At 38.9% G+C, this 11,702-nt stretch carries 11 protein-coding genes; 1 reads left to right on the top strand and 10 read right to left on the bottom strand.

From position 1 onward, the window contains the following. Positions 1–18 precede the first annotated feature (18 nt). The 8 genes from KTV93_RS07760 to KTV93_RS12585 all read right to left on the bottom strand — a co-directional run bounded on the left by KTV93_RS07760 (position 19) and on the right by KTV93_RS12585 (position 7,826). On the bottom strand, positions 19–1,296 hold the full coding sequence (locus KTV93_RS07760) for a serine hydrolase domain-containing protein (protein WP_218248387.1): 1,278 nt from the start codon (positions 1,294–1,296) through the stop codon (positions 19–21). An 80-nt stretch (positions 1,297–1,376) separates the two neighbouring features. Further along, positions 1,377–2,312 carry a 2-hydroxyacid dehydrogenase gene (locus KTV93_RS07755; protein WP_218248386.1) on the bottom strand — a complete coding sequence of 312 codons (936 nt, stop codon included), beginning with the start codon at positions 2,310–2,312 and terminating at the stop codon, positions 1,377–1,379. 4 nt (positions 2,313–2,316) lie between these two features. Further along, complete coding sequence (locus KTV93_RS07750; RefSeq protein WP_218248385.1) at positions 2,317–2,832, bottom strand: acyl-CoA thioesterase; 516 nt, start codon at positions 2,830–2,832, stop codon at positions 2,317–2,319. Beyond that, positions 2,799–3,575 carry an HU domain-containing protein gene (locus KTV93_RS07745; protein WP_218248384.1) on the bottom strand — a complete coding sequence of 259 codons (777 nt, stop codon included), beginning with the start codon at positions 3,573–3,575 and terminating at the stop codon, positions 2,799–2,801. Before KTV93_RS07745 ends, KTV93_RS07750 begins: the two co-directional genes overlap by 34 nt. A gap of 89 nt (positions 3,576–3,664) precedes the next feature. Further along, complete coding sequence (locus tag KTV93_RS07740) at positions 3,665–4,348, bottom strand: T9SS type A sorting domain-containing protein (protein WP_218248383.1); 684 nt, start codon at positions 4,346–4,348, stop codon at positions 3,665–3,667. A gap of 96 nt (positions 4,349–4,444) precedes the next feature. Continuing rightward, entirely contained in the window at positions 4,445–6,556 is a 2,112-nt protein-coding gene (locus tag KTV93_RS07735; protein WP_218248382.1) for a TonB-dependent receptor, read from the bottom strand. A gap of 170 nt (positions 6,557–6,726) precedes the next feature. After that, positions 6,727–7,452: a WG repeat-containing protein gene (locus KTV93_RS07730; RefSeq protein ID WP_218248381.1), complete on the bottom strand. Its 726-nt coding sequence runs from the start codon at positions 7,450–7,452 to the stop codon at positions 6,727–6,729. A gap of 38 nt (positions 7,453–7,490) precedes the next feature. After that, a complete protein-coding gene (locus KTV93_RS12585) occupies positions 7,491–7,826 on the bottom strand; it encodes a DUF2752 domain-containing protein (RefSeq protein WP_218248380.1) in 336 nt (111 codons plus the stop codon). A gap of 188 nt (positions 7,827–8,014) precedes the next feature. Between KTV93_RS12585 and KTV93_RS07720 the strand changes: the two genes are divergently transcribed. Further along, the gene (locus tag KTV93_RS07720) at positions 8,015–10,291 is read left to right on the top strand and encodes an aconitate hydratase (RefSeq protein ID WP_218248379.1); all 2,277 of its coding nucleotides are present in this window, start codon (positions 8,015–8,017) and stop codon (positions 10,289–10,291) included. 70 nt (positions 10,292–10,361) lie between these two features. Here KTV93_RS07720 and KTV93_RS07715 read toward each other — a convergent pair whose 3' ends face one another. Both KTV93_RS07715 and KTV93_RS07710 read right to left on the bottom strand, forming a co-directional pair. Further along, positions 10,362–10,853: a hypothetical protein gene (locus KTV93_RS07715; protein WP_218248378.1), complete on the bottom strand. Its 492-nt coding sequence runs from the start codon at positions 10,851–10,853 to the stop codon at positions 10,362–10,364. A 31-nt stretch (positions 10,854–10,884) separates the two neighbouring features. Beyond that, positions 10,885–11,670 (bottom strand): (Fe-S)-binding protein, encoded by a 786-nt coding sequence (locus tag KTV93_RS07710; protein ID WP_218248377.1) that lies wholly within the window; start codon positions 11,668–11,670, stop codon positions 10,885–10,887. Positions 11,671–11,702: the final 32 nt, after the last annotated feature.

Below are 11,702 nucleotides of genomic sequence, written 5' to 3'. Positions count from 1 at the left end.
TGAACAAAATTAAGAAAATTATTCGCTGTAAGAATCATTCCCGTTGAGCGAATCTGTTCCTGCGGCATTTTTTAAAGTATCAGTCTGGTTCATCGTCTTCAGGAGTTTTTCGGTCTCGAAAGGGAAGTTTTCAAACAGGCCGGAAAGCGCCAGCGAAGTATAAACCCTGCTGGAATATTTGTTTCCGATGGCAATAATGGTGACATTCGATTTTAACAGATGTCCGAATACAGAGTTTGTACCGTGCCACCACCCGTTGTGGTAAGTAAGTTTTTCATTTTCATTGAAAACCTTCATCCGGAAGCCAAGTCCGTAATTGTTGATTCCGGGTCTCTCGTTGCTGTACGGTTCGAAAACCATTTTCTGAAGATCATCGCGAAGGAAATTTTTGGCAAACATCGCCTTAGAGAAGTTAAGAAGATCTCTCGGTGTCGTATAGACATTTTTATCACCGTAAATCAAATCAAGTCTGTCGTAAGGATAAACCCGCGGACCGCGCTGGTAAAAAGATTTCGCGGCACTTTCCATATCTTTTTCCTGAAGAATATAGGTGTGTTTCATTTTTAAAGGCCGGAACACGATCTGCTGCATCGCTTCAGGGAAAGGCGTTTTCGTAACCTGCTCCACCAAAAGCGCCAGTAACGCATAATTGGTATTGCAGTACATAAATCCTGTGTCAGTTTCCCGTGCAAGTTCGGGTTTATACTTTATTAATAGGTTGAGGATATCCTTATTCGAGATAAATTCCTTCGAAAGTTCCGCTGGCTTAGGTGTGATTTTTTCGATGAAATATTCGTATTTTGGCAAACCACTTCGCTGCGAGAGCAGTGTGAAAACAGTAACTTTTGGATAGGGAAAACCCGGAAAATATTTGGTAAGCGGATCATCTAGCTGTAATTTTCCTGCTTCAATGAGTTTCATTACTGCCATAGCGGTTATTGATTTGGAAATAGATGCCACGTGAAGTGCAACCGTATCATTAACGGGAGCCTGTTTGTTATCCTGCGTGTAACCGCGATAGCCTTCATATAAAATTTCATCGCCTTTTGCTACTAAAAAACTTCCCCAGAGATCGCCTTTCTCCCAAACTGTTTTGTAATAGCTGTCAATTACAGTAACTATTGAATCCCTGTTCTTAAGTTTGTTGTCCTTTTGCTTAAAAATTTTATCAAGTTCTACGTTTCCAAAATTCGGTAAAGTGGTATCGTTTTCGTCGCTGCTGCTGTTTTCTTTTTTACAGGAAAATAAAACGAGTATGAAAATGGCAAGAAAAAAAATGCTCCGTAATAATTTCATTGAAGAGTTTTTGAACATAAAAGTCCCGCAAGATAAGGGATTTTGCCAAAAATTTATAGGACTCAAATCATAAAGATTTGTTAACTGCGATGAAAGGAAGCCAGAATTTTATCGACGATAATCTGTGCCAGCTTTTTTTTGCTCTGCTGCGTCCAGCCTGCGATATGGGGCGTTACGATGACATTTTCTGACTGTAGAAGGAATTCTAAATCCTTATTTTCCGTCTCCAGGTTTTCAAAGGAAGGTTTTTCATATTCCAAAACATCAAGGCAGGCGCCTTTAATTTTACCAGAGCAAATTGCTTCAACTAAATCGCTCGTTTTAACATTGTTTCCACGGGCTGTATTAATGAAATAAAAATCCTTATCCATCCCAGAAATGAATGCTGCGTCAATTAGATGATGTGTTTCCGACGTAATCGGAAGGTGAAGACTGAGAATATCTGCTTCTTTTTTTAACGTTTCCAACGAAACCTGCGTACCGTACTTATCGGATAGATTAGGAATAATATCATGAAAAATTACGCTTACACCGAAACCAGAAAGTCGTTTTGCTACCGCTTTTCCCATATTTCCGTAACCGATTATTCCAAAAGTTTTTCCCAGCAGTTCATCCCCTCGGTTTTCTTCGCGTTTCCAGATTCCGTTTTTAACTTCGGTTGATGCGATAAAAAGCCTGTGCATTAAAATAAGCAACATTCCCACCACGTGTTCCGCAACCGAATCGCGGTTTCCTTGCGGGGAACTGATGAGTTTTATGCCTCGCTTCTCAGCAAAATCTACATCGATATTTTCCATTCCTGCACCAACTCTGGCGATAAATTTCAGGTTTTTGGCGTGTTCAATGAAATTCTGATCAATTGGAATTCTGCTACGGATAATGATTCCATCGTAACCTGCAGTCTTTTCTAAAACTTCGGCATAAGTTGAAGTGGTATCTTCATCCAATAAAAATCCTTTTGCAGAAAGCTGTTCTGTAATTAAAGGATGATTTTTATCGAGTTGAAGAATTTTCATGAAGCTAGACTGAAAATAATCTCTTCAGTTCTACCGAATCCGCAGCTTTCATTCTCCCTGAAAGAATAAGGGAAAGTTCTTTTCTTCTTAATGCAGCTTCGAATCTCATTTTTTCTTCGTCGGTTTCCGGCTCCATTTTGGGAATTGGGATTGGGCGGTTAAACTCGTCTACTGCAACAAAAGTGTAAATCCCTTCGTTGGTATGAATTTTTTTCTGATTAATAGGATCATCCAGCCAAACATCCACATAAATCTCCATCGACGTTGAAAATGCACGGGAAACTTTAGATTCCAACACTACAATTCCGCCTTCCGGAATGGGATGATTAAAGGAAACATGGTTTACAGAAGCCGTTACCACGCGTCGTTCGCAATGTCTTGCTGCCGATATTGAAGCACAACGGTCCATTTTAGCAAGCAACTCGCCACCAAAAAGATTTCTGAGGGAATTGGTTTCGTTCGGTAAAACGATGTTGGTCATTACCGTTAATGATTCTGACGCTTTTTTGCTTTTTTCCATTTAGATTTTGAATAATTTTTGGAAGTCCATTTTTTAACCGGAACTTGCGCCACTACAGCTGATTTAGAGGAATCATTTTTGGCTGAATCCAGCACGGGATTTATAATTGTAGTAGAGTCTTTCTTAATTGAATCTTTCACAATTTTCTCTACCGGTTTAATGTCAAAGTCTTTACTGAAAGATTTTTTTCCGAAGATCTGTTCGGGCTGTGCAATGGCGAAATAGGTCAGCCCAGAAATAACTAAAACCAACGGAGGTACCCAATAAACAGGCTTGCTGAAACGGTAAGAAGAGTTTTCACTGCTATTATGCAAATGTTTATTTGAATTCTTTATTTCTGAGATATTAATCTCTTCAAGTCCGTAGAAATCGGGCGACAGATTGTCGGTGCGTTTACCTGTGAAATAGATCTGGCTGTCATCAAGGATAAAAGTTCCTAAATTTTCGAGTACGAATTTTCCTTCTTTTTCAAGTGTTGAATACCAGAAATTGGTTTGCTTTTTCACTTCAATTTCTGCGTCGATAAGCGGAATATTCTTTTGCTGCGCAATGTAACGAGCAAAACTGCCATCAGCAGAGGAATCATCGATTTTAAAAGCGACTTCTTTGCCTGGTGGAAGAATATTTTGCGCATCTTCATCGACAAGAGCATTGGTATTTTTCAAATAAAAAGTCCCGAAACCCGGAACCGGGACCTGGCCCTGCTGCTTCAGAAATTCGAGAATGAGAAAAGAAAAATTCATATGCCGCAAATTTATGTTTTTTGCCTGATTTAATCAAAAATAAAAAAAGGCTGCCTCGGAAAGCAGCCTTTAATCAGTTGATTTGTAAATTATTTTGCAAATTTAACGACTTCACTTTCAGAACCGTGGCTAATTTTTACCAGATAAAGTCCAGTTTTGGAAACATTGAGATCAATTACACTTCCGTCTGCAACTGTATTGAATGATTTAACCAGTTTTCCAGACATTTCATATACCGAAATCGCCAGATTTCCTTTGGTGGAAGTATAAAGTTTCCCTCCCATCACACTGGATTTTTTACCCAGCAAAGAATTGGAAACCGCTAACGAAGAATTGGTAGTAGTTGTAGTGAAACCGAAAGAAGTTGCCGCTAGATCTGCGGACTGTTTTGTATTTCCATTCTGCAAGTCTTTGAATACAAATCCTAAATTGTTAACAGTTGTGCCTGAAGGAAAAGTTTTATTACCGTTAGTGAAAACCTTCGTATTCAAATTGATAGTGCCCACGTAAGCTCCGGCGCCGCTGTCCCAGTTCATCGTGACGTTAGAATTGGTCCACGAGTCATCGTAAACCGTTCCCGTACTGTTGTCGCCCGCATTGCTCCAGACGTGAACATAAAAGGTAGGAACTTCGAATCCCGGATCGTAAATGGAATAATCATTTGAAGCACCATAAGTTAACTTCACCACGCCCTGGGAAATAGTCTGTACTGTAAATTGCGCGGAGATGGTAACCGCTGCAAAAAACGCGAAAAGTAAAGAGAGTTTTTTCATAATTGCATTGTTTAAAATTAGGAAGTAAAATTACTTCAATTTTAGAAAAAACAATCGACTAACTAAAATTATTTTTGGCACAACGTATGGACATATCTATCTATATTTCAGACTCATTCCAAACATAAAGTTCATCCCTGCCTGTGAGAAATAGATCGGTCCATCATAAACATAACCGTTGTTTACATATTTTCTGTTGAAGATATTATTAAGCAAAAATTTAAAATCAACCTCAGTCCGCTTAAGATTTAAGGTGTATTTCGCATTAAAGTCGCTAAGAAAATAACTGCTCAGTTTTAAAGCAGTGGTGTTTGTATTGTCTAAAAACTGACTTCCAACATATTGATTCTGAATCCCTAAACTAAAATTTCGAGTTGGACTGTAATTTAAAAGCAGGTTTGCTAAGATGTTCGGTGAAAATGAAATGGGTGTGTCACCAAGAATTTCGAGTCCTTCTGAAGTCTCGTTTTTAAAATTCTTATTTTCATTTTTACTTAAGGTTAAATTTCCCGACAAATTCCATTGTTCCGATAGTTTTGCTGCTGCACCCAGCTCAAGTCCCAATCTATAACTTTGTCCAGAATTGACGCGGATAAACTCGCCTATATTATTAATCTGTCCGTTAAGTACAAGTTGATTTACATAATTCATATAATAAAGATTTCCTGTGAATGAAACTTTTCCCAGCGTCTTTTCAATTCCGGCTTCGAAATCATAAAGTTTTTCTGCTTCGGTTTCAGGATTCGCGAAAAGATCATCGCGGTTTGGTTCTCTGTGGGCAACTGCGGCGGATATAAATATTTTCCCGGAAGGAATCTTGTACGTAATTCCGGCTTTAGGATTGAAAAAAGTCCATTTTTTACTGAGATCAACACCTTCGTCATCACCCTGCTGAAGAATTTTGGTGTCATAAGTGATGTTTCTCAGCTGGAGATCGCCGAAAAATTCAAATTTACTTACCGAAAAAATTGCTTTGGCGAATCCGGCAACTTCAGTTTTAACTGAATTGTTTCTGTAGTATTCGTGTTCTGAAATTTGAGGATAAAATACTGCAGAAACGTTTCCGAAATGGTCACCCATGTATTGGTTTGCTACAATTCCGAAATTCAAATCAGTATTTCCAACCTTTCCGTATAAGGTAGAAACTGCACCGTAAAAATCATTATCCAGCCATTTTTTACGGATAAAATCCGTTCGCGTAACGTTATGATTATCAATATTTAAAGTTGGTAAATTATACTTTGATAATTTCGCATCCTGTTTATAATTTTCGTAAAATCCTTTGCCTTTGGTATAATGAAACGTAGTTTCTAAATTCCAGTTCGGATTCAGATTCTGTTCCCATAATAATTGATAGTGGTTTTGCCGGTAATTATCGGTTTCATTATCGTAAAAACCCACGATATTCTCCCAGTTCGCATCGTAAATGGCACCTGAAAAGTTAAATTGTGGATTAGTTTCCCAGGCCGCTTTATCAACACCGTTCCAAGCCTGATAAGTTTTTTCCTTCCCTCCAAAAGCCATCAACCGGATTTTGGTTTTACTTTCCTCAAAAAGCGCGGTTAAATTATACGAATCAAGATCAGAAAAAGCACGGTCGATATATCCGTCCGAATGAATCTTCGTATACCGTCCCATCATTGATAATCTGTCTTTCCATAATTTTCCTGAACCTATTTCCGCAGAATATTTGTAGGTATTGAAAGAGCCATAACTGTTGTCTGATTTTAGGTAAAATTTCTCTTCGGGATTTTTTGAGATCACATTCACACTGGCTCCAAATGCGGAAACACCGTTTGTTGAAGTACCCACGCCTCGCTGTATGATGATTTGCGATGCTGAACTTGTGAGGTCGGGAACGTTCACAAAAAATGTTCCCTGAGATTCAGAATCATTGTAAGGAACTCCGTTCAGCATTACATTAATTCCGTTGCCACCAACTCCGCGAATCCTGAAACCCGTGTAACCAATACCGTTTCCAGCATCTGATGTCGCAATTAATGATGTTTGGTTTTTGAGAAGAATCGGCAAGTCCTGTCCAAGATTTTTATTGCCTAAATCTTTTTCGACATTAATGATTTCTTTGGAAACCGGCAGCCTTTTTGTGAAATTCACACTTTCTATCTCGTGAATTTTTAAGGTATCCTGGGCCGTTTGCGCAAGATAGAACGGACTTATGGCAAGTCCTAAAATAACAAATCCTTTCATTCTTTTAATTTTTAAGATTAATTGAATAAAAGGGGACGAAAAAAATTATACAATAAATCAGTCCGAAGACCGCTCCCTAAACAGCATTACCTGTTCGAGGTTCATTGGGTATAATCTCAGCTTTTCACAGCACCCCTTTAATTTCACCGGCTAAACTACAAAATATTTAATTAATAGGCGATATTGTTGGTGTCAACGTAATAATAATTTTTACCATCTTTAGTTACTTCGAAAAGGCGGGCAAGTTTCCAGCTGAAGTTTCTTTTAATATCGCTGTACTCAAACGGTACGATTACTTTATTATAAATGTCGATTACTCCGAATTTATCTTTGTAAGAAGCAATAATCATTGGGTTTCTTAAATCATCACCTTCTAAAATATGCAGATAATCATACTGAGGATAAATGGTAAACTGCCTGTAATCTCCGGGATTTTCGAATTTAGCATCTTCAATAATTCCGTAGGCATTATTCATGATGTATGCGTGAAAAAGTTGAGTTTTAAACTCGGGCGTACATTTTCCCAAATCATTCTTTCTGAACTGGTAAACGCGTTTCCCCAAATGATTAATGCGGAAATCCATACCATTTAAATGTACGGAAGCATATTTTGAAGAACCAAAAATTCTCGCTTTAGGATTAGGTGAACTGAGCAGATTGCAGTCTTCTGTAAAAAACCCAACATTGCTGTATTCGTGTTTTATAATGACTTTACCTTTCTGATTCACGAAGCCATATTTACCGTCAATTTTTTGGGGAATAAGGGCTGGAATCGAATCATTTAATTTCACTAAATCTGTGTTTGGTTTTACTGAATTTGATTTGCTGACCTTTTTCTGCTGGGCATAGAAAACAAAAGAAAGAAACAGCAACACTACACTTAACGCATTCTTCATAAAGGAATTTTTGCAATATTTCTGCCAAAAATAAGGTTTTAAATATTTCTGAAAATAAAGAACAAGACTACTATTACTAATACTGCGATCATTGCCCTACTTCCGTACAGCAAATTTCTTGTTTTCGGAAACCTAGATTTCAACACTTCAGCATTAAATGCAATACCTAAACCAGCATAAGGAATTGATGCAATTAATAAAGGATTAAAGTGGAAGGCCTCTTTAAAATTTAGGTGCAGCAGCGCATGAACTGCGCGTTGGCTACCGCAGCCGGGACAACTTAAACCTGTGACAAGCTTAAAAGAACATTTAAAAAAATAAGGAGAATTTTCAGGGTTATAAAAATAGTAAAATGCACCTATAACTATTATCACAGGAAATAGAAAGAGTAAAAAGCCTTTGTTTTTAATAATGGCGATGGGTGTTAAATATTATTTTTTAAAAATAATGATAAATAGATTATCAGCATAGTATTTATATTTAATCTAAATGATAATAATCACTTATAAGGTTAAAATTTTGTAATTTTGAGCTTCTTTTAATTTAATAAAAAATAACAGATATGACTTTCGACCTTGACATGATCAAAAAAGTGTATGAGCGTTATCCTGTAAGAGTTGCAGCAGCAAGAGCAGCCGTGGGAAAACCATTAACACTTTCTGAAAAAATCCTTTATACACACCTTTGGGAAGGAAATGCAAGCCAGGCTTACGAAAGAGGGAATTCTTATGTAGATTTCGCTCCGGACCGTGTTGCGATGCAGGATGCTACGGCACAAATGGCGTTATTACAGTTCATGCAGGCCGGAAAATCCAAAGTTGCAGTTCCCTCTACAGCACATGCCGATCACCTTATTCAGGCAAGAGTTGGAGCGGAAGCAGATTTGCAGGAAGGGATCAATAAGAACTCCGAAGTGTTCAACTTCCTGAGTTCAGTTTGTGATAAATACGGAATTGGTTTCTGGAAGCCCGGTGCAGGTATTATTCACCAGGTTGTGCTTGAAAATTACGCATTTCCAGGCGGAATGATGATCGGAACCGACTCTCACACTGTTAATGCAGGTGGTTTAGGAATGGTTGCCATTGGTGTAGGTGGTGCAGATGCAGTAGATGTAATGGCCGGAATGGCCTGGGAACTGAAAATGCCAAAACTAATCGGGGTAAAATTAACCGGTAAACTGAACGGATGGACTTCTGCAAAAGATGTGATCCTGAAAGTAGCAGGAATTCTAACCGTTAAAGGCGGAACAGGATGCATCGTTGAATATTTTGGCGAAGGAGCGCAAAACCTTTCTGCAACAGGAAAAGGAACAATCTGTAACATGGGTGCCGAGATTGGAGCAACAACTTCAACTTTCGGGTACGATGATTCCATGAGAAGATATTTAGCTGCAACTGGCAGACAGGATGTAGTAGACGCTGCTGATGCAATTGCAGAACACTTAACGGGTGACGCGGAAGTTTATGCAAACCCTGAGCAGTATTTCGATCAGGTAATTGAAATTAATCTTGATGAATTGGCACCACACTTAAACGGACCTTTCACACCGGATTTAGCGACGCCAGTTTCAGAATTCAGAGCGAAAGCTGAAGCAAACGGTTGGCCGCTTGATGTTGAATGGGCATTGATCGGTTCATGTACCAATTCCTCTTACGAAGATTTATCAAGAGCCGCTTCAATTGTTGAAGATGCAGTTGCTAAAGGTGTAAAGCCAAAAGCAATCCTGGGAATTAACCCTGGTTCTGAGCAGGTTAAATTTACTGCTGAAAGGGATGGTTTCCTTGATTCTTTCAGAAAATTTGAATCAGCAAGAATATTTACCAATGCTTGTGGACCTTGTATCGGCCAGTGGGACAGAGAAGGTGCTGATAAAGGCGAGAAAAACTCAATCATTCACTCTTTCAACAGAAACTTTGCGAAAAGAGCCGACGGAAACCCGAATACCCACGCTTTCGTAGCTTCACCGGAAATGGTGGCTGCAGTAGCAATTTCAGGAAGGCTGGATTTTAATCCAATCACTGATACTTTAACCAACCAAAACGGCGAGCAGATCAAATTGGACGAACCAAAAGGTCTTGAACTTCCGGAAAGAGGTTTCGCGGTAGATGATAACGGTTATCAGGCGCCTTCAGAAGACGGTTCAAATGTGCAGGTTGCGGTAAGCCCTACTTCCGACAGACTTCAGTTACTGGAGCCTTTCGAGCCTTGGGACGGACAGAACATCACTGGTGCTAAAGTTTTGATTAAAGCTTTCGGTAAGTGTACTACAGACCATATTTCTATGGCAGGTCCTTGGTTGAAATACAGAGGCCATTTAGATAATATCTCCAACAACATGTTGATTGGTGCTGTAAACGCCTACAACATGGAAACCAACAAAGTTAAGAACGAACTGACAGGCGAATACGGAGAAGTTCCTGCTGTTGCAAGAGCTTACAAAGCTGCCGGCGTTCCTACGATTGTAGTTGGTGACCAGAACTATGGTGAAGGTTCTTCAAGAGAGCATGCCGCAATGGAACCAAGACACTTGGGAGTAAGAGCTGTTTTGGTTAAATCTTTTGCGAGAATCCACGAAACGAACCTTAAAAAGCAGGGGATGCTTGGTTTAACATTTGTGAATCCTGAAGAATACGACAAAATCCGTGAAGATGATACCGTGAATTTCCTTGATTTGGATCAGTTCGCGCCTTCACATCCTCTTCAACTGGAGTTCGTTCATTCAGACGGCACCAAAGATTTAATCCTTGTAAATCACACGTATAACGAACAGCAAATCGGCTGGTTTAAAGCAGGTTCTGCATTAAATCTGATCGCTGAAGAAGCCAGAAACAACGCTTAAGATCGTGGAGTAAACAGAAAAACCGTTCAATTAATTTTGAACGGTTTTTTTATTTAATATTTTTAAGAATTTAATCTACATAAATTCCGGCCCAGCTTTTTTTCAGCGGCATAAGAAAATCACTTAGGAATGCAACATAAGTGTTTTTAGAAAAATCGAAAACCTCAATATCTTGAGAGATTTCACCATCTTTTAACCCTTTTCTGAAGTCCTGTAACTTCATGGTTTTAACTTCACCGTTTTCTACAAAACTTGCTTTCATTCTATCGAATAATCCCAACTGAAATTCCGCATTAATTTCTCTCATTACTTGCCCTAAAGCATCGATAGAACAGCCAGAAGCTGCTTCTTTCTCTTCATCAACGCAAATGACAATAAACTGATTTTTTTCAATTTTAAATGAAGATGAAAGTGGTTTTCCGTGCGCGGCCCAGGTAGCCAGAAAATCATACAGTTTTTCTGTAATTATTTTGCTTTCTTTAGCCGTAAAAGGACGGGAAGCCGGGTAAATAATTACTCTGTAATCGTTTGTTTCGACAATATTAGATTCTTCTATTTTCATTTTTAAATTAATTTAGACTTAAGATTTTGAGCTATAAATCTTCAGCCTCAGCTAAAAGCTCTACAATATCTTTAACGGCAACTTCATCATTTTTGTTGAAATGTTTCACGCCGTCTGTCATCATCGTATTACAGAACGGACATCCTGTTGCAATGATATTTGGAGTTTCTGAAAGTGCTTCCTCGGTACGTTCCACATTGATGTCTTTGTCACCTTTTTCAGGCTCCTTGAACATCTGTGCTCCGCCTGCTCCACAACATAACCCGTTGGATTTGCATCGTTTCATCTCTACCAGTTCCGCATCCAGTTTTTCGAGAAGCATTCTTGGCGCTTCATATTCGCCATTGGCTCTTCCGAGGTAGCAAGGATCGTGAAACGTTATTTTTTTTCCTTTAAAACTACCGCCTTCGATTTTCAGACGGCCGTCTTCCATCAGTTTCCTAAGAAATTGGGTATGGTGAAGAACTTCATAATTTCCCCCTAAGCTCGGATATTCATTTTTAATGATGTTGAAACAGTGCGGACACGAGGTTACGATTTTTTTTACTTCGTAAGCATTCATGATTTCAATGTTCGTAAGTGCCATCATCTGGAAGATGAATTCGTTTCCGGCGCGTTTTGCAGGATCCCCGTTACAGCTTTCTTCCTGCCCAAGAACAGCGAATTCTACGCCCACTTTATGCAAAATTTTACAGAAAGCTTTGGTGATCTTCTTGGCTCTGTCGTCGAAACTCCCGGCACAGCCGACAAAAAATAAAACTTCAGGTGCTTTTCCTTCGGCAGCATATTCTGCCATTGTTTTTATTGTGAAATCCATATTATATGAGTAATGAGTAACCGGCTATGGGC

This window comes from Kaistella faecalis, assembly GCF_019195395.1.
Classification (GTDB): domain Bacteria; phylum Bacteroidota; class Bacteroidia; order Flavobacteriales; family Weeksellaceae; genus Kaistella; species Kaistella faecalis.
Note: the sequence above shows the minus strand (reverse complement) of the source record. Positions and strands in the feature narration are given on the sequence as shown.